Below are 17645 nucleotides of genomic sequence, written 5' to 3'. Positions count from 1 at the left end.
AGAATAGGCGTTGGGGGACCGCCCCATCTTCAGACAGAAAGGCCCGGCAATGTCGCCACTCGCCAAATACTACGTAGGCGCGGGAGTCGTGTCCGTCCTCGCTCTGCTCATCCTGCCGTCCCTCCTCGCCTGGCTGGTCGTGATCGGCGTGCTGGCGGGGCCGGTGGCCGTGTACTTCATGCTGGACGAGAGCCAGCGCGCCAGGTTGCGCCGCATCAGGCGCCGCCAGATCGGCCGATAGCCGTCCGCGCCGGGCCGGTCCGCGACCGTCCCGGCGCTCCGGTCACGGCTCAGATGCCGCGGACCACGAGCCAGACAGGAGAGTCAGTCGGCGCGGCTCAGGCGGTCGCCGGGGTGAGGCGCTCGCGCACGCGCTGGGTGACCTTGCGCTCGATGACGAACGACAGGAACGGCACGGTGCCGGCGAGCAGCACCCCGAGGATGTACGGCCACGACCAGCGGGCCTTGAGGCCGAGGTTGAGCGCCGCCAGCAGGTAGACGGCGTAGACGAACCCGTGCACCGGCCCCACCAGCGCGACGAGGGTGGCGCTGCCGAAGCCGTACTTCACCACCATCGCGGCCACCAGGGCGAGCAGCATGCAGCCGACGATGTAGGCCAGCACCCGGAAGGGTTTGAGGGCGGACTCCACTGACGATCACTACCTCGGTCGCGGGACGGTCACCCCACATTATCCCGGTGACCGGGTGGTCCCGCCGCCGGGAGAGGGTCAGGCCTGCGGGGTGGTGGCCGGCAGGCGTGCGTCCCGCGGCGTGTCGTCGTCGCGGGCCGCGCGCAGCGCGTCGCGGACGAAGTGGAACCACATGAAGACGGCGAAGGCCGCGAAGATCCACCACTGGGCCGCGTAGGCGAGGTTGCGCCAGGTGAAGCCGCCGGCGACGGTGGGAGGCGGCACCGCGACGAGCCGGGCCGGCGTGGCGCCTGCGGCCTGCTCGGTGGCGACCACGAAGCCGTCCCTGACGCGCTCGCCGTGCCAGACGTTGACCAGCACGGCGGTGGAGACGGTCGCCACCTGGCCGGCCTGCGGGACACCGCGCCGCCTGCTGAAGTCGGTGGGCTCGCTCGGCTGGAGCCGGCCCGTCACGGTCAGCTCCCCCGGCGGTACGGCCGTCGCCGGGTCGGCGGCGGACGCCACCCAGCCTCGCACGACCGGCATGACGCTGCCGTCCGCCAGCCGCATGGGGGTCAGCAACCAGAAACCGGCACTCGGGGACGTGCCGCCGCCGACCTCCACGTCCGGCATCCGCTCGGCGACCAGGAGCTGGTTCGCGGCGTCGAACGCGCCGGTCACGGTGACGCGCCTGCCGATGGCCTCGGCCTTCAGGCCCTGGCCGTCGCCGGTGAGCCCCGTGCCGGTGAGCGCCGTCAGCGCCACCGGAGCGGGGTCGGTGGCGGCACGGGGCCGGCCGGAATCCTCCCACACGCCGAGCTGCCACCGGCCGAGGAACGTGAAGGCGATGAGCACGCCGATCGTCACCAGGTGGAGACCCACGAGGCGTGGCGAGAACAGCGTGCGGAGCATGCACCCACGGTATCCGCCGCACCCGGCCGTCCGGCGCGCGCCTCCGGACCTCGCCGTTCACCTGCGCGTCATCGCGAGGCCCAACTGGCATAAACAGCCTCATCTGGCGTTTGAAGTGGCTAAAGTCATGCCATGTCCGAACCTCAGATTGACCCTGCCGGGAACACCCAGCAGTTCAAGGCCTTCGCTCAGCGCCAGGAACCCGAGGCCGCGGCCCCGCAGCGGTCCTACCTGGTCCCGGTCCTCGTGGCCGCCGCCGTCATCGTCGTCGCCGTGGTGGCGTTCCTGCTGCTGCGCTGACCCGCCGGGCCCTCGGCCGAGGGCCACGCCTGTCACTCAGGCAGCCGTCCACCGCGCCGCCGGCACCGCCGACGGCGCTTTCGTCACGTCCCCGGACCGGGCTCGACGGCGCGCCCGGTCTCACCGGCGAGCCGGGCTCACCACCAGTGCGCTCCCCCCGCCGCGGCGGGACGGCTCCGCGACCGCCTGCATCCGGCCGTCGCGCAGGAACTCAAGGCCCGTGGCGGCGCCGATCTCGCCGACCGGCGGCCCCGGCACCAGCGTGAACGTGTGACCGCGCGCGGTCAGCTCCGCGCCGTACCTGTCGATGAACGCCTGCTCGGCCTGCGTGGCCGCGGCGTTGCGCTGGCTGGCCCTCGGTGCGGCCACCGCCTCAGGCAGCGACATGCCGAACTCGTACCGGTTCACCAGGATCTGCAGGACCGTCGTGATGATCGTGGCGCCGCCGGGTGATCCGACGGCCAGCACCGGCTTGCCGGCCTTCAGCACGATGGTGGGGGCCATGGACGACCGGGGCCGCTTGCCGGGGGCCGGCAGGTTGGGGTCGCCAGGCGCGGGGCCGAAGGTGAAGTCGGTCAGCTCGTTGTTGAGCAGCACTCCCCGGCCCGGCACGACGATGCCGCTGCCGCCGGTCTGCTCGATCGTGATGTTGTACGCCGCGACGTTCCCCCAGCGGTCGGCGACGACCAGGTGGGTGGTCTCCGGCCCTTCCGGCTGAGCGAGGACCTCCGGGGGTGGCGCGGCGCCGTCCACCTGACAGCCGGAGTAGTCGCCGTCGGGGTCGCCGGGTGCGGCCGGGTTCGGCATGGCCGTCGGGCCGATCAGGCAGGCGCGTTCCTTGGCGAAGCCGTCCGACAGCAGCTCACGCAGCGGGACGTCCACGTAGCCGGGGTCGCCGACGTACTTGTTGCGGTCGGCGAAGGCCAGGCGGGACGCTTCGAGGTACTCGTGCAGGCCGACGTCCGGCAGCGCCTGGAGGATCTTCAGCGCCTCCCCCACGGTCGAGCCGCCTGAGGACGGCGGCGCCATGCCGTACACCTCGAGCGGGCCGTAGCCGACCTTGCTCGGCGCGCGCTCCAGCGCGCGGTAGGCCCGCAGGTCGGCCGTGGTCATCAGGCCGGGCCGCACCACGCGGGTGCTGCCGGGCCGCACCGGCGGCTTCTTGACGGTCGCCACGAGCTCGGCGCCGAGCCCGCCGCCGTACAGCCAGGACCCGCCGCGTCTACCCAGCTCACGGTAGGTGCGGGCCAGGTCGGGATTGCGGAACACCGAGCCGACGGCCGGCGGGTTGCCGCCTGGCAGGTACAGCGCGGCGGTGGAGGTGAAGTCGGCGAACCTCGCGGCGTTCTGTTGCGTCTGGTCGTAGAAGGTCTGGTCGACCACGAAACCCCGGTCGGCGAGGTCGGCGGCGGGTTTGAGCGCCTGCTTCAGCGAGAGGGTGCCGAACTTCTTCAGGGCCAGCTCCCACTGCGCGACGCTTCCCGGCACCCCCACCGACAGGCCGCTGGTCACCGCGTCGGCGAACGGGATGGCCGCGCCGTTCTCCTGGAACGCCGTCTCGGTCATCGCGGCCGGCGCCTTCTCGCGGCCGTCGATGGTGGTCACCCGGCGGTGCTTGGCGTCGTAGTAGACGAGGAAGCCGCCACCGGCGAGCCCCGCGGAGTACGGCTCGGTGACGCCGAGCGCCGCGGCGCCGGCCACCGCCGCGTCCATCGCGTTGCCGCCTTGCTTGAGCACGCCGAGCGCCGCCTTGCTGGCGTCCAGGTCCACGGTCGCGACCGCGCCGCCGTGGCCTTCGGCGACCGGCGCCTTGACCTGTGGCGCGTGCGCGGCGGGGTCGGCGTGTACCGGCTGGGCCACCAGCCCGGCGGACGCGACGGCCGCGGCGACGGGGAGGGCGAGACGGCGGACGGTCATGAGCGCACCTCATTCCTAGATCGCCATAGCATTGACTCACAGCTTCACAAGAGAGGTCAATGGCGCTCGTGCGACGCCGGCGGCGTACTCCCCCCGCCGTATCCGGGTCTGCCACCGGCGGACGACGACCCCGCCGCCTGGCCGAGGTAGCGTTTCGAACGTGCGTGTCCGCTGGTCTCCCCGCTCCGATTTCCTCGTGCCGTTCATCGTCGGCATGGTGCAGATCTGGGGCACGTTCGGGGCCCAGCACGGCCAGGTGCGTCCAGGAGACCCCACCACCCGGCTGCCGCTCGACGAGCTCGCGGTGGTGCTGCTGCTGATCGGCCCGCTGGCGCTGATCATGCGCCGCTCGCGGCCCGTGCCGACCCTGTGGCTGATCGCGGCGGCCACCGCTCTGTACATCTGGGGTGGTTATCCGTACGGCCCGGCGTTCGTCAGCCCGATCGTCGCGGTGTTCAACGCCGTGCTGACCGGTCACCGGCGGGCCGCCTGGATCTCCATCGGGGTGATGTACGCGTTCTTCGCGGCGTACATCACCTTCAAGCTGCCGGCGCCGCATGACCTGTGGCACCACGCCAGCATCATCGCCTCCATGCTGGTCGTGGTGACGGCCGCCGAGGTCGTCGGCGCCAGGCGCGAACGGCTCGCCGAACGGCTGCGGGTCGAGGAGGAGGAGGCCAGGCGACGCGCCAGCGACGAACGGCTCACCATGGCGCAGGAGCTGCACGACGTGCTCGGTCACAGCATCTCGCTGATCCACGTGCAGGCGGCCACCGCGCTGCACCTCATCGACGACCATCCCGAGCAGGCGCGCACCGCGCTCACCACGATCAAGCAGGCCAGCAAGGACGTGCTGACCGAGATGCGCTCGGTGCTCGGGGTGCTGCGCGACGACGCGCCGCGCTCCCCCACCGCCGGGATCGGCCAGCTCGAGGAGCTGGTCGAACGCATGCCGTCCGCCACCTTGCGCACCGAGGGGACTCCCCGGCCGCTGCCGCCGGAGGTGGACCGCGCGGCGTACCGCATCGTGCAGGAGTCCCTGACCAACGTCACCAAGCACGCTCCCGGGGCCCGCGCCACGGTGACGCTCGGGTACGGCCACGATGAGCTGCTCGTCCGGGTGGACGACACCGGCCGCACCGAGCCCGGCACGCTCACCGGGGACGGCGGCGGCGACGGCCTTCCCGGCATGCGCGCACGTGCCGCCGCGCTCGGCGGCACCCTGACCGCGGCCCCGCACCCCACCGGTTTCCGCGTGGAGGCGAGGCTCCCCATCCCCGCCGAGGACACCAAGTGATCAAGGTACTGCTGGCCGACGACCAGGCGCTCGTCCGCGCGGGTTTCCGCGCTCTGCTGGACGCGCAGGACGGCATCACCGTGGTCGCCGAGGCCGCCGACGGCGCCGAGGCGGTCCGCCTGGCCGGGGTCCACGAGCCCGACGTGGCGTTGATGGACATCCGCATGCCGGGGGTGGACGGGCTCGCCGCCACCCGTGAGATGCCGGCCGGGGTGCGCGTGATCATCCTCACGACGTTCGAGCTGGACGAGTACGTCTTCGAGGCCCTGCGCGGCGGCGCCAGCGGCTTCCTGGTGAAGGACACCGAGCCCGCGGAGCTGATCCAGGCGGTCCGCGTGGTCGCCGCCGGCGAGGCGCTGCTGTCGCCGAGCGTCACGCGGCGGCTCATCGCCGAGTACGCCACCCGTGCCAAGGAGCCGAGCGCGCCGTCCGCACTCGGTCAGCTCACCGAGCGGGAACGCGAGGTGCTCACCCTGGTCGGCACGGGGCTGACCAACGACGAGATCGCCACCCGCCTGTTCATGGCGCCGGCGACCGCCAAGACCCACGTCAGCCGCGCCATGATCAAGCTCGGCGCACGGGACCGCGCACAGCTCGTCGTCATCGCCTACGAGTCGGGGCTCGTCCGGCCCGGCTGGCTCTGACCGCTCGTACGGCCACGGGAGTACACCGGGCCGCCTCGACCACCTCGCGGAGCGTAGTGCGGAACGGGCCGCCGGGGCGATGGCAGGACGGGCTCGCCGGAGGACCGTGGGGGGTGCCGGCCGATCGGGGCCGGAGGTCATCGAGACAGGAGACGACGATGCCTTATCCGCACTGGGGTCCGGGAGCGGGGGCCTTCTGGCCGCTGATCCCGCTGTTCTGGGCTCTGCTCTGGGGGACGGTCGTGGTGCTGGTGCTGCGAGCCCGCAGGCACGGCAAGGGGCCGTTCGCGTGGAGCAGGCCGGGGACGCCGGCGTCGCCGACGGCGGCGGCCGAGGCGATACTCGCCGAGCGGTACGCGCGCGGTGAGATGAGCGACGACGAGTACTTCCAGCGGGTGTCGGTGCTGAAGGGTGGCGCCACGTGAATCCGCTCTATCCGGATCTTCAGGGCAAAGTGGCCCTGGTGACCGGGGGGTCGCGGGGCATCGGCGCGGTGGTCGCCGGTGCCCTCGCGGCGACCGGGGTGACGGTCGCCGTCAACGGCCGCGACGAGCGGGCCGTGGACGCGGTCGTCACGAGGATCGGCGAGGAAGGCGGCGAGGCGGTCGCGCTGCCGGGGGACGTGACCGATCCGGAGGCCCTGGAGGAGATGCGCCGCGCCTGTGAGGCCGGTCTCGGCCCGGTGGACGTCGTCGTCGCGTTCGCGGGGGGCGGCATCGTGCGGCCCGCGCCGATCGAGCAGATCACGCCGCAGGAGTGGCACGCCTGCGTGGACGGCAACCTGACCGCGACGTTCCTCACGCTCCGGACGTTCCTGCCCGGCATGAAGGCCCGGGGCCGCGGCTCGGTCGTCACCATGGCGTCCTCGGCGGGCCGCGCCGTGTCCCCCGCGCCGACGCCGTACGCGGCGGCCAAGGCCGGCGTCGTCATGCTCACCCGCCACGCCGCCGCGCAGGCAGGCCCGTACGGCGTCCGCGTCAACTGCGTCTCCCCCGCCACCATCCTCACCGAACGCACCTCCGTCCACATCACCGGCGAGCTGCGCGAACAGCTCGCGGCCCAGCATCCGCTCGGCCGGCTCGGCACCCCGCAGGACGTGGCCGGCGCGACGCTGTACCTGGCGTCCGACGTCTCCTCCTGGATCACCGGCGTCACCCTGGACATCGCCGGCGGCTCGCTCATGGCCTGAGCGCCACGTCGCGGCCGGGTCAAACGGCTTCCGGCGGACGGCAAGAAGCCGTTGATTCTGTTCCATCTCCTTGGATCGCGTGCGACTCTAACCCCCATGACATGGTGGCAGGGTGAACCGGACGCGGCCGTCGCCAGACCGGCCGTTCCGATGCCCCGTACGCCAGAGCCGCCGGGCCCGTCCGACACCGAAGGGGAGTTGCTCGCGGCGGCGCGAGCGGGAGACGTCACGGCGGCGCACCGGCTGGGGAAGTGGTACGCGCGGCGGGGGGACAGAGCGGCGGCGCGGCACTGGTGGGAGCGCGCGGCGCGGGCCGGGAACGTCGACAGCGCGTACAACCTCGGGGTGTGGCACGACAAGCACGGCAGCGTCGACGAGGCGATCACATGGTACGAGGTGGCGGCCGGCTCGGGGGACGCCGAGGCCGCGGTGAACCTCGCGACGTTGCTGCTGGAGCAACGAGGGGACGTGCGGCAGGCGCGCGGCTGGTTCGAGCGCGCCGCGTCCGCCGGGTCGCGGCAGGCCGCGCGGCGGCTCGCGCTTCTGTGCGAGGACATCGGGGACGACCGCGCGGCCCGCGACTGGCACCACGGCGCGGCCACGGCCGGCGACCTCGCCTCGGCGCACGACCTCGGGTTCCTCGGGTACGCGGCGGGGGACGAGGCACAGGCGCGCGGCTGGTGGGAGTACGCGGCGCGCGGGGGCCACGCCGACGCGGCGTACCACCTCGGCCGGCTGCTGGACGCGGGCCGCGACCCCGAAGGCGCCGAAGCGCTGTACCGGCTGGCCGCCGAGTCCGACCACCCGGCGGCGGCGTCCCAGCTCGGCAGGCTCGCGCTCGCGCGGCGCGACCTGCGCACGGCCCGCGCGTGGTTCGAGCGCGCGGCGCACTTCGGCCGGGTCGAGGACCAGCGGATGGCCGGGTTCGTGTGCGTCGAGCTGGAGGACCCCGCCGCCGCGGGCCACTGGTTCGGCCGCGCCGCCGCCGGAGGGGACACCGAGGCGGCCTACAACTTCGGCCTGCTGCTCATCGCCGAGCACCACGACCTGCGCGGCGGACGCCACTGGCTGCGCCAGGCCGCCGCGCACGGCCACCCCGGCGCCGTGCACGAGCTGTCCGCTCTGGAGCCGGACACGCGTTTCGGCGTGCAGCGCGTCCCCGCGTGGGACCGTCCCGTGGAGCCCGAACTGGCCGCGCGCGCCGAGCTGGCCGCGGCCGCGGCGGGCCGCCGCGGCGCCACCCCGCTGCGCGTGCGCGACCTCGTCGAGATCCTCGGCACCTGGGACCACGTGACCCGCCGCCGCGACCACCCGGCCGACCTGATCACCTGGCTCACCGACCAGAGCGGCCTGCCGGCCTCGGCCATCGAGCACCTGGCGTCGGTCCGCCTCACCCTGGTCCGTCCGGGCACGGCCCCCTGGCCCACTCCGGCGGAAGTGGACCACGTGCTGGCCACCTGTCGTGACCTGCGTAAACGCCTCGGCACGCCGTAACGGGCCGAGGCGTTCGCGACCTCAGGCCCCGGTGAGCACCTCGGCGACCGAGGTGTGCGGCAGAGCGTGAGCCGCGGCGACCTGCGCGTTGGTGAGACCGCCGGCGTGGGTGCTGAGACCGGCCGCCAGGGACGCGTCCCCGCGCAGCGCCGCCTGCCAGCCCTGGTCGGCCAGCTTGACGGCGTACGGCAGGGTGGCGTTCGTCAGCGCGTACGTCGAGGTGTTGGCCACCGAGCCCGGCATGTTGGCGACGCAGTAGAAGACGCTGCCGTGCACCTGGTAGGTCGGGTCGGCGTGTGTGGTGGGCCGGGAGTCCTCGAAGCAGCCACCCTGGTCGATGGCGATGTCCACCAGCACCGAGCCGGGCTTCATGCGGGACACCAGCTCGTTGGAGACCAGCGTCGGGGCCTTGGCGCCGGGGATGAGCACGGCGCCGATCACGAGGTCGGCCTCCAGCACGGCCTGCTCGATGGCGTAGGACGTCGAGACGATGGTGCGTAGGCGGCCCTGGTAGATGGCGTCGATCTCCCGCAGCCGGTCGATGTTGACGTCCAGGATCGTGACGTCGGCCCCCATGCCGACCGCGATCTGCGCCGCGTTCAGGCCGGACACGCCGCCGCCGATGACCACGAACTTCGCGGGGGCCACACCGGGGACCCCACCCGGCAGCACGCCGCGTCCGCCGTTGAACCGCATGAGGTTGTACGCGCCGACCTGCGGCGCGAGCCGTCCCGCGACCTCCGACATGGGGGCCAGCAGCGGCAGGCTCCGGCCGGTCTGCACCGTCTCGTACGCGATGGACGTCACGCCGCGCGACAGCAGCGCGTCGGTGCACTCCCTGGACGCGGCGAGGTGCAGGTAGGTGAACAGCACCTGCCCCTCGCGCATGCGGTGGTACTCCTCCGCGATGGGTTCCTTGACCTTGAGCACCAGTTCCGCCTGGCCCCACACCTCGTCCGCGGTGTCGAGGAGCTTGGCGCCGGCGAACAGGTAGTCCTCGTCACCGATGTGCGAACCGAGGCCCGCGCCGCGCTGGACGTACACCTCATGGCCGTGGCGCACGAGCTCGTGCACCCCCGCCGGAGTCGCGGCGACTCGGTACTCGTGGTTCTTGACCTCGGCAGGCACGCCGATCTTCATCGAAAGGGTCCTTTCAAGAGTGCTCAAGGGTGACGTCCGGTCCGCCGGACACGGAACCGCCCTACAGCCGCTTCCAGGCCTCGGTGAGGACAGATCGCAGGATCGACTCGATCTCGTCGAACTCCGCGGGGCCGCAGGTCAGCGGCGGGGCGAGCTGCACGACCGGGTCGCCGCGGTCGTCGGCGCGGCAGTAGAGCCCGGCCTCGTACAGGGCCTTGGACAGGAAACCGCGCAGCAGCCGCTCGGACTCGTCGTCGTCGAACGTCTCCTTGGTGTCGCGGTCCTTGACCAGCTCGATGCCGTAGAAGTACCCGGCGCCGCGCACGTCGCCGACGATCGGCAGGTCGCGCAGCTTCTCCAGGGTGGCGCGGAACACCGGCTCGTTGCGCTGGACGTGGCCGAGGACGTCCTCACGCTCGAACAGGTCGAGGTTGGCCAGCGCCACCGCCGACGACACCGGGTGGCCGCCGAAGGTGTAGCCGTGGCCGAACATGGCGTCACCCGACGCGAACGGCTCGAACAGCCGCTCGGAGGCGATCATAGCGCCGATCGGCGAGTAGCCGCTGGTCAGGCCCTTGGCGCAGGTGATGATGTCGGGGACGTAGTCGAACTTCTGGCCGCCGAACATCGTGCCGAGGCGGCCGAAGGCGCAGATCACCTCGTCCGACACCAGCAGCACGTCGTGGGTGTCGCAGATCTCGCGCAGCCGCTGGAAGTACCCCGGTGGCGGCGGGAAGCACCCGCCGGCGTTCTGCACCGGCTCGACGAAGACGGCCGCGACGGTCTCGGGCCCCTCCATCTCGATGGCCTTGCCGACCTGGTCGGCGGCCCAGCGTCCGAACTGCTCGGGGGTCATCCCCGGCACGCCGGTGATCTCGTCGGCGCGGTAGTAGTTGGTGTTCGGCACCCGGATCGAGCCGGGGACCAGCGGCTCGAACGGCGCCTTGAACATCGGGATGCCGGTGATCGACAACGCGCCTTGCGGCGTGCCGTGGTAGGCGATGGACCGGCTGACGACCTTGTACTTGCCGGGCTTGCCGGTGAGCTTGAAGTACTGCTTGGCGAGCTTCCACGCCGTCTCGACGGCCTCGCCGCCGCCGGTGGTGAAGAACACGCGGTTCAGGTCACCCGGCGTGAGGTCCGCCAGCCGTCCCGCGAGCTCGGCGGCCTTGGGGTGCGCGTAGGACCAGAGAGGGAAGAACGCGAGCTCCTGCGCCTGCTTGGCCGCGGCCTCGGCCAGCTCGGCACGGCCGTGACCCATCTGGACGACGAACAGGCCGGACAGACCGTCCAGGTAGCGCTTGCCGTGGATGTCGTAGATGTAGGCCCCGTCACCCCGGGTGATGGTGGGGATCTCGGTCGCGTCGTAGGAGCTGTGCCGGGTGAAGTGCATCCACAGGTTGTCCTGCGCCGCCTTCAGGACGGCGGCCGTGTCGGTGTCGGGTCGCGTCATGACTCTCTTCCTCAAGAAGATCTCGGCTTCCTTCAGTGTGCATGGTGCAGACACCTGAGTACAACCGGTTGCGTGGTGACACTATGCAAGAACTTCGGAATCCGCGAGATCGCTGTGTAACAACGACGAAATCCGTGTGCGTGTGTCGCGCGCCGGCTGCCACCTCGCCGAGGGCCGCAAACCCCTGCGACGCCAAGGTTCCGGCGGACCGGGGACGAGCGGCGGCAAAGACGCGAAGATCGCCTGCTTGGGCCCGGGGAGCCGCTCGCCTGTGGTGCAATGTGGCGAACCACACGCAGGACGAGATTGCGGGAGACACCGACGTGACCCCTGAGGAGATCGAGAACGCCGTCACGGCCGGCATGCCGCGGGCCGTCGAGGACCTCACCCGGCTGGTGTCCATCCCCTCGGTCGCCTTCCCGGGGTGGCCCGAGGAGCCGGTGCGCGCCGCCGCCGCGCTGACGGAGGAGCTGCTGCGTTCCGCGGGGCTTCCCGAGGTACGGCAGGTGCCGGTCGAGGGCAGCTTCCCCGCCGTGTTCGCCGAGGCCCCCGCGCCGGCCGGAGCCCCGACCGTGCTGCTGTACGCGCACTACGACGTGCAGCCGCCGGGGGACGCGGGCCTGTGGCGCACCCCGGCGTTCACGCCGACCCTCGTCGACGGCTGCCTGTACGGCCGTGGCGCGGCGGACGACAAGTCGGGGCTCATCTCGCACGTGCTGGCACTGCGGGCCTTCCAGGGCCGGTTCCCGGTCGGCGTCAAGGTCATCGTCGAGGGCCAGGAGGAGTACGCCGGCGAGCGGCTCGAACGGTTCGTCGAGCACAACCCCGACCTGGTGCGCGCGGACGCGATCATCGTGGCCGACACGGGGAACCCCGCCGTCGGCGACCCGGCGGTCACCACGTCGCTGCGCGGGCTCGCCGCGTTCACCGTCGAGGTGCGCACCCTCGAGGAGGCCCTGCACAGCGGCTCGTTCGGCGGCGCCGCGCCGGACGCGCTCGCGGCCCTGATCCGCGTGCTGGCCTCACTGCACGACGACAACGGCGACATCCGCGTCCCCGGCCTGCCGAAGGGCTCGTTCCTCGGCGCCGGCCCCTCGGAGGAGGACTTCCGCGCCACCGCCGGGGTGCTCGACGGGGTGGCGCTGCCGGGTTCCGGCTCGCTCGCCGACCGGCTGTGGGCCTCGTACTCCATCACCGTGACCGGTCTCGACGTGCCGACCGTGCGCGACGCGGTCAACGCGGTGCAGGCGGTGGCCCGCGCCAGGGTCACCGTGCGAGTGCCGCCTGGCGGCGACCCGGCGACCGCCGCCGACGACGTGGTGGAGCACCTGAGGCGCGCCGCGCCGTGGGGTGCGCGGGTCGAGATCACCGACCGGGTGCTCGGGTCGGGTTACCTCGCCGACACCGGCGGACGTGCGAGGTCCGCGCTGAACCGCGCGATGAAGCGCGCCTTCGGCCGCGCGCCGCGCGACATCGGCGCCGGAGGGTCGATCCCGCTGGTGGCGACGTTCGGCAAGTTGTTCCCCGCCGCCGAGATCCTGCTGTTCGGCGCCGAGGACGAAGGCGCGTCGATCCACGCGCCGAACGAACGCGTCGACCTCGAGGAACTGCGCCGCACGGCCACGACCGAGGCGCTGTTCCTGGCCGACTACGCCGAGTTCTGAGCCGTACGCGGCAGGAGGCGCCACCCGGGAGCGCCTGGAATCCGGGTGGCGCCTCGTATCCGAGCCGAGGGGCTCAGACGCCGACGCGGCCGGCGCCTGCGCCGCCGGTCACGATGGACTTGACCTGGGACGGGGTGTCGCAGGTGTAGCCGTAGGGGATGCTCGCCACGCTGCCGCCGGTCTGGCCCGCGCCGGAGTTCACCTTGTGGTTGTTGCGCGCCACCAGAGTTCCGGGCCCCGACGAGCCCTCACCGAGGTGGTACGGGTCGGGGGTGTTCTCGAAGTAGTTGCACTCCACCAGCACGCCGGCCCCCACGGTGGACGCGACGCCGTAGCTGCGCACCCCGCCGTAGAAGTTGTTGAAGACGTGCACCGGGTTGCCGAAGCGGACACGCGGGTGGCGCTGGTTGGTGCCGTCGAACCAGTTGTGGTGGTACGTCACACGCAGCCGGCCGCGGTCCTCGCCGCCGTTGCCGTCGTCGTGGCCGAGCAGCATGGTCTTGTCGTGGCTGAAGATCCGGTTCCACGACACGGTGACGTAGTCACTGGCCCGCTTGATGTCGATGGCGCCGTCGTAGCCGTTGGACAGGGTGTTGTTGCCGATCCACACCCGCGTCGAGTACTGCACGTTGATGGCGTCGTCGTTCCAGTTCCTGAAGGTCAGGTTGCGGATGATGACGTTGGAGGCGTTGGCGACGTTCAGGCCGCAGCCGACCAGGGTGGCGCCGGAGTTGCCGAGCACGCTCTTGTTCGACGTCACCTTGAGCATGCCTGAGCAGGTGATGGTCCCCGACACCCGGATGACCTGCGTCCCCGACGCCGACAACGCGCTGCTCAGCGCCGACGAACTACTGACCGTCGTCGTGCCGCCACCGGCCCCGCCGCTCGTGCCGCCGCCTTGCGTGGCCCAGCCGACCAGGTCCGACGGGCCGGCGAGCGCGACCTGGCGCGCCATCGGCACGGCGGACGCGCCGTCGACCACGGAGCCCGCCAGCGTCAGGCCGGCGGCCGCCGTCAGGGTGAGCAGGATGCTCGCCTTCGTTCTCCTCACAGTGACTTCTCCCTCGTGGATGGTGGCCGTACGGGGTCAGATGCTGATCCGGCCGGCGCCTGCGCCGCCGGTGACGATGGACTTGACCTGGGACGGGGTGTCGCAGGTGTAGCCGTAGGGGATGCTCGCCACGCTGCCGCCGGTCTGGCCGGCGCCGGAGTTCACCATGTGGTTGTTGCGCGCCACGAGCGTGCCGGGGCCGGAGTCGCCTTCGCCGAGGTGGTAGGGGTCGGGGGTGTTCTCGAAGTAGTTGCACTCGACCAGGACCCCGGCGCCTTCGGTGGAGGCGACGCCGTAGCTTCTGACCGCGCCGTAGTAGTTGTTGTAGACGTGGACGGGGTTGCCGAACCGGACGCGGGGGTGGCGCTGGTTGGTGCCGTCGAACCAGTTGTGGTGGTAGGTGACGCGCAGGTGGCCGCGGTCCTCGGAGCCGTTGCCGTCGTCGTGGCCGAGCAGCATGGTCTTGTCGTGGCTGGAGACACGGTTCCAGGAGACGGTGACGTAGTCGCTGCCGCGCTTGATGTCGATCGCGCCGTCGTAGCCGTTGGACAGGCTGTTGTGGTCGATCCACACCCGCGTCGAGTACTGCACGTTGACCGCGTCGTCGTCCCAGTCGCGGAAGGTCAGGTTGCGGATGATCACGTTGGAGGCGTTGCTGACGTTCAGGCCGCAGCCGACCAGGGTGGCGCCGGAGTTGCCGAGCACGCTCTTGTTCGACGTCACCTTGAGCATGCCTGAGCAGGTGATGGTCCCCGACACCCGGATGACCTGCGTCCCCGACGCCGACAACGCGCTGCTCAGCGCCGACGAACTGCTGACCGTCGTCGTGCCGCCACCGGCCCCGCCGGTCGTGCCGCCGCCTTGCGTGGCCCAGCCGACGAGCCCGCCGGGGTTGCCGGGTGGCGGCCCGGTCGGCGTGCTGGTGGGGGTGCTCGTCGGCGTCTGGGTCGGCGTGGTGCCACCCTGGACGAGGCGCCACTGCTTGGTGCTCACCGAGTCGCACGAGTTGGTCTGGACGAGCGCGCCTGAGGCGGTCGAGTCGTCCTTGGTGTTCAGGCACTTGCCGCCGTTGGCGTTGGCGATCCGGTAGTCCGACCCCGACTCGACGAGCTGCCACGCCTGCGACGACGCACCGGAGCAGGTCTCCTGCTGTACGGCCTTGCCGGCCGACGTGCTCGCGTCCCGCACCCCCGCGCACTTGCCGCTGTTGCCGGCCCGCAGCGTCACACCGCCGCTCACCGAGGTCAGCGTCCAGCTCTGGTTCGCCACGTCGGCGCACGCCGTCTGGGTGAGCTGCACCCCGTCGGACCCGCTGCTCCCCGGCACCGTCAGGCACAGCCCACTACCGGCGTTGACCACCCGGTACGTCCCGGACGTCGGCGCGGCCGCCGCGGCCTGCGCTCCCACGATCCCTCCGGCCACCGCGAGGCCGAGCGCCACCATCGAGACCCCGAAGCCTCGCCTTCCCTTACCGCTCACGGTCGAACTCCTCACGCCTTCGCTGTTCATGTATGTGAATCACATACAGAATGAAGAACGCCGTAAACGTAAGAACCCCTCTAACGACTGTCAACGGCGACTGTGATGCGACCACCCGGCACCGAACCCAGGCCAGTGGCCACATCGGCCTCCACCTGCCGTAACGAACTGTTCCAGTAGCCGACCAGAGGACACATATGCGAACGCCGTGAAACGTTCAGCCGACTCGCCGCCGGTCACCCACCCCGGCGCCGCGCACCCCACCGCATGACCCACACTCACCGCCGAACGGCATCCCGCCGAGACCGGACCCGCCGGCACAGCGACCGCGATGACCCTCCGCCTCACACCTCCCTCCCCCTCACCCGACGGCCCCCACCATCCGGACCGCCGCAGCCGGCCCGCCGCGCCACCGGCGACCTCGGCCGGCTTGACTTTGTCGCAAACTATGTCCCATCCTCTTAAGACAATACTTGCGACAAAGGAGCATCCATGCCGAAGCATGACACCTCACCCCCGAGCCCGCCGGTACGTCCAGGGGATCTCCGGCAGGCCACCGCCTGGCTGAACCACCACGGCCTGGACACCACGCCGACCCCGCTGCTGGCCGCACGCCTCGCCGTCCGCCGGCGCGCACGCATCGCCTTCCACATCACCCTGGCCGCCATGATCATCGCCGCCTCGCTGGCCCGCGTCCAAGACCTGCTCGCACGCGCCTTCCTCGGCCGGACCGAACCCGACCTCCCCTTGTCGTTACTGGGCCTGACGGTGTCGGTGGCGGCACTCCTCGTCGTTCAGGCGCTCATCTTCCGGTGGGTCCGCCGCGCCGACCGCCGCGCCGGGGCCCTGCTGTCCCGCCGTGTGGCCCACACCCTCCAACCAGGCTGGCGCGCCGTCCTCGGCCTTCCGCACGCCGCCTTCACCGCCGCCACCCTGGCCGCCGCGTTCCTCCTCGCCACGAGTGCCCTGACCGTCGACGACACCACCGTCCGCCACGCCGCGCTCATCCTCATGGTCGGCCTCGCCGGTGTGGCCGCCTCCCTCGCACTCCAGCTCCGTGACCTGCTCGCCGGCCCCGTGGTGGCCGAGGACGAGGCCTCCCTCACCGCCGACGTCGTCATGCGCGTGGAGGACGCTCGCGACCTCACCGCCCCCACCGTCCCCTGGACCCTCCCCGTCGTCCTCCTCTTCGGCACAGCTCCCCTCTGGTGGAACGTCGCCTCCATGGCCCTCATCCTCATCGGCGTCGCCGTCGCGCACATCGTCGCCACCAGAACCCCCTCCACCGTCACGGTGGCCCGCCAGGCGATGAGCACCCGATGATCGTCATCGACTCGGCGTCCCCCGTACCCCCCTTCGAGCAGCTACGCTCCCAGCTGGCCCGCCAGATCCAGGACCACACCCTCCCCGTAGGCACCCGCCTCCCCACCATCCGCCACCTGGCCGCCGACCTGGCCCTGGCCGTCAACACCGTCGGCCGCGCCTACCGCGAACTGGAGGAAGCCGGCCTCATAGAGACCCGCGGCCGCGCCGGCACCTACGTCGCTCCCACCGCCGACCACTCCCGCACCAAAGCCCAGGAAGCCGCGCTGACCTACGCCGGGCTGACCACCAGCCTCGGCATCCCCCCCGAAGAGGCCCTTCGCATCGTCAAAGCGGCCCTCACCTCCCTCGCGCCTCCCCCCAGGCCCTCACCGACCCGATGACCGACCGGCGACCCGGGGAACCGGTCCACCACCTCCGCCGGCGCCGTCCGGCGCCGAAGCGAGCAGGAAAACCGATGGACGTGGCGGCCGGCGGCTTCCTACCCTCGGCGCCATGCCATCGGTCACAACGCTCCTGGTCTTCGCCGCCGCGACGCTCGCGCTGCTGCTCGTCCCCGGCCCCGCCGTCGTCTACATCGTCACCCGCAGCGTGGCCCAGGGCCGTACCGCCGGCCTGGTCTCGGTGGCAGGCATCCACGCCGGCTCGGTGGTCCACGTGATCGCCGCCGCACTAGGCCTCAGCGCACTCCTCGCCGCCTCCGCCACCGCGTTCACCCTGGTCAAGTACCTGGGTGCCGCCTACCTCGTCTACCTCGGCCTGCGCAAACTCCTCTCCCGCGACCACACCCTCACCACAGAGGTCGCCCCCGCCTCCCCCACCCGCCTCTTCAGCGAAGGCTTCGTGGTCAACGTCCTCAACCCCAAGACCGCCATCTTCTTCCTGGCCTTCCTCCCCCAGTTCACCGACCCCGCCACCGGCCCGGTGGCCCTCCAGGTCATCCTCCTCGGCGTCATCTGGATCGTCCTCGGCATGGCCAGCGACGGAACGTACGCACTCATCTCCGCCACCCTGGCGACCCGCCTCCGCTCCTCCCGCAAGGCAGCACGCCGCCTGGACGTCACCAGCGGCCTCGTCTACCTCGGCCTAGGCGCCACCGCCGCCCTCACCGGCGACTCCGCCAAGCCCTAGCCCGGCTTCACCGCACCGTCCA

General features: G+C 71.9%; 18 protein-coding genes. 11 read left to right on the top strand and 7 right to left on the bottom strand.

Annotated elements, in window-relative coordinates; all coding sequences use genetic code 11:
• The first annotated feature begins 88 nt into the window (after positions 1-88).
• Complete coding sequence (locus tag BJ992_RS07905; protein ID WP_246497732.1) at positions 89-241, top strand: hypothetical protein; 153 nt, start codon at positions 89-91, stop codon at positions 239-241.
• 97 nt (positions 242-338) lie between these two features.
• Here BJ992_RS07905 and BJ992_RS07900 read toward each other — a convergent pair whose 3' ends face one another.
• Entirely contained in the window at positions 339-650 is a 312-nt protein-coding gene (locus BJ992_RS07900) for a DUF3817 domain-containing protein (RefSeq protein WP_184979259.1), read from the bottom strand.
• A gap of 78 nt (positions 651-728) precedes the next feature.
• Positions 729-1541 (bottom strand): SURF1 family protein, encoded by an 813-nt coding sequence (locus tag BJ992_RS07895; protein WP_184979258.1) that lies wholly within the window; start codon positions 1539-1541, stop codon positions 729-731.
• Between the two features lie 132 nt (positions 1542-1673).
• Between BJ992_RS07895 and BJ992_RS07890 the strand changes: the two genes are divergently transcribed.
• A complete protein-coding gene (locus BJ992_RS07890) occupies positions 1674-1841 on the top strand; it encodes a hypothetical protein (protein ID WP_184979257.1) in 168 nt (55 codons plus the stop codon).
• 120 nt (positions 1842-1961) lie between these two features.
• Here BJ992_RS07890 and ggt read toward each other — a convergent pair whose 3' ends face one another.
• A complete protein-coding gene (gene ggt, locus BJ992_RS07885) occupies positions 1962-3758 on the bottom strand; it encodes a gamma-glutamyltransferase (protein ID WP_184979256.1) in 1797 nt (598 codons plus the stop codon).
• Positions 3759-3918: 160 nt separating this feature from the next.
• On the opposite strand from ggt, the gene BJ992_RS07880 reads away from it, so the two are divergent.
• From BJ992_RS07880 to BJ992_RS07860, 5 genes are all read left to right on the top strand, one after another.
• A complete protein-coding gene (locus BJ992_RS07880) occupies positions 3919-5055 on the top strand; it encodes a sensor histidine kinase (RefSeq protein WP_343072548.1) in 1137 nt (378 codons plus the stop codon).
• The gene (locus tag BJ992_RS07875) at positions 5052-5699 is read left to right on the top strand and encodes a response regulator (RefSeq protein ID WP_184979255.1); all 648 of its coding nucleotides are present in this window, start codon (positions 5052-5054) and stop codon (positions 5697-5699) included. The genes BJ992_RS07880 and BJ992_RS07875 overlap by 4 nt, the downstream gene beginning before the upstream one ends.
• A 158-nt stretch (positions 5700-5857) precedes the next feature.
• Positions 5858-6124: an SHOCT domain-containing protein gene (locus BJ992_RS07870; RefSeq protein ID WP_184979254.1), complete on the top strand. Its 267-nt coding sequence runs from the start codon at positions 5858-5860 to the stop codon at positions 6122-6124.
• Positions 6121-6888: an SDR family oxidoreductase gene (locus BJ992_RS07865; protein ID WP_184979253.1), complete on the top strand. Its 768-nt coding sequence runs from the start codon at positions 6121-6123 to the stop codon at positions 6886-6888. The genes BJ992_RS07870 and BJ992_RS07865 overlap by 4 nt, the downstream gene beginning before the upstream one ends.
• 150 nt (positions 6889-7038) lie before the next feature.
• Positions 7039-8382: a sel1 repeat family protein gene (locus BJ992_RS07860; protein ID WP_246496555.1), complete on the top strand. Its 1344-nt coding sequence runs from the start codon at positions 7039-7041 to the stop codon at positions 8380-8382.
• Between the two features lie 21 nt (positions 8383-8403).
• On the opposite strand, the gene ald is transcribed toward BJ992_RS07860, so the two are convergent.
• Complete coding sequence (gene ald, locus BJ992_RS07855; RefSeq protein ID WP_184979251.1) at positions 8404-9522, bottom strand: alanine dehydrogenase; 1119 nt, start codon at positions 9520-9522, stop codon at positions 8404-8406.
• A gap of 61 nt (positions 9523-9583) precedes the next feature.
• On the bottom strand, positions 9584-10975 hold the full coding sequence (locus tag BJ992_RS07850; protein WP_184979250.1) for an aspartate aminotransferase family protein: 1392 nt from the start codon (positions 10973-10975) through the stop codon (positions 9584-9586).
• Positions 10976-11298: 323 nt separating this feature from the next.
• Here BJ992_RS07850 and BJ992_RS07845 point away from each other — a divergent pair, with 323 nt between their 5' ends.
• Positions 11299-12639 carry a M20/M25/M40 family metallo-hydrolase gene (locus BJ992_RS07845; RefSeq protein ID WP_184979249.1) on the top strand — a complete coding sequence of 447 codons (1341 nt, stop codon included), beginning with the start codon at positions 11299-11301 and terminating at the stop codon, positions 12637-12639.
• A gap of 73 nt (positions 12640-12712) precedes the next feature.
• Here the strand turns inward: BJ992_RS07845 and BJ992_RS07840 are convergent, their stop codons facing one another.
• A complete protein-coding gene (locus BJ992_RS07840; protein ID WP_343072547.1) occupies positions 12713-13690 on the bottom strand; it encodes a pectate lyase family protein in 978 nt (325 codons plus the stop codon).
• A 36-nt stretch (positions 13691-13726) separates the two neighbouring features.
• Positions 13727-15169, bottom strand: a complete 1443-nt coding sequence (locus BJ992_RS07835; protein ID WP_343072546.1) for a pectate lyase family protein — start codon at positions 15167-15169, stop codon at positions 13727-13729.
• A gap of 492 nt (positions 15170-15661) precedes the next feature.
• Here BJ992_RS07835 and BJ992_RS07830 point away from each other — a divergent pair, with 492 nt between their 5' ends.
• From BJ992_RS07830 to BJ992_RS07820, 3 genes are all read left to right on the top strand, one after another.
• Positions 15662-16492, top strand: coding sequence for a hypothetical protein (locus BJ992_RS07830; protein ID WP_184979248.1), 831 nt, complete (start codon positions 15662-15664; stop codon positions 16490-16492).
• Positions 16489-16875 carry a GntR family transcriptional regulator gene (locus BJ992_RS07825; protein ID WP_184979247.1) on the top strand — a complete coding sequence of 129 codons (387 nt, stop codon included), beginning with the start codon at positions 16489-16491 and terminating at the stop codon, positions 16873-16875. Before BJ992_RS07830 ends, BJ992_RS07825 begins: the two co-directional genes overlap by 4 nt.
• Positions 16876-16987: 112 nt before the next feature.
• Positions 16988-17623 carry a LysE family translocator gene (locus BJ992_RS07820; protein ID WP_184979246.1) on the top strand — a complete coding sequence of 212 codons (636 nt, stop codon included), beginning with the start codon at positions 16988-16990 and terminating at the stop codon, positions 17621-17623.
• Positions 17624-17645 lie beyond the last annotated feature (22 nt).

The sequence above is a fragment of the Sphaerisporangium rubeum genome, from assembly GCF_014207705.1.
Taxonomy (GTDB): Bacteria; Actinomycetota; Actinomycetes; order Streptosporangiales; family Streptosporangiaceae; genus Sphaerisporangium; species Sphaerisporangium rubeum.
The sequence above is the reverse complement of the archived record's forward strand: the minus strand, read 5'-3'. Positions and strand labels throughout refer to the sequence as shown.

Coding starts and splice junctions, on each gene's coding strand:
- BJ992_RS07895 (WP_184979258.1), bottom strand. CDS start 1,541: ATGCTCCGCACGCTGTTCTCGCCACGCCTCGTGGGTCTCCACCTGGTG.
- BJ992_RS07850 (WP_184979250.1), bottom strand. CDS start 10,975: ATGACGCGACCCGACACCGACACGGCCGCCGTCCTGAAGGCGGCGCAG.
- BJ992_RS07860 (WP_246496555.1), top strand. CDS start 7,039: ATGCCCCGTACGCCAGAGCCGCCGGGCCCGTCCGACACCGAAGGGGAG.
- BJ992_RS07830 (WP_184979248.1), top strand. CDS start 15,662: ATGCCGAAGCATGACACCTCACCCCCGAGCCCGCCGGTACGTCCAGGG.
- ggt (WP_184979256.1), bottom strand. CDS start 3,758: ATGACCGTCCGCCGTCTCGCCCTCCCCGTCGCCGCGGCCGTCGCGTCC.
- BJ992_RS07820 (WP_184979246.1), top strand. CDS start 16,988: ATGCCATCGGTCACAACGCTCCTGGTCTTCGCCGCCGCGACGCTCGCG.
- BJ992_RS07890 (WP_184979257.1), top strand. CDS start 1,674: ATGTCCGAACCTCAGATTGACCCTGCCGGGAACACCCAGCAGTTCAAG.
- BJ992_RS07825 (WP_184979247.1), top strand. CDS start 16,489: ATGATCGTCATCGACTCGGCGTCCCCCGTACCCCCCTTCGAGCAGCTA.
- ald (WP_184979251.1), bottom strand. CDS start 9,522: ATGAAGATCGGCGTGCCTGCCGAGGTCAAGAACCACGAGTACCGAGTC.
- BJ992_RS07870 (WP_184979254.1), top strand. CDS start 5,858: ATGCCTTATCCGCACTGGGGTCCGGGAGCGGGGGCCTTCTGGCCGCTG.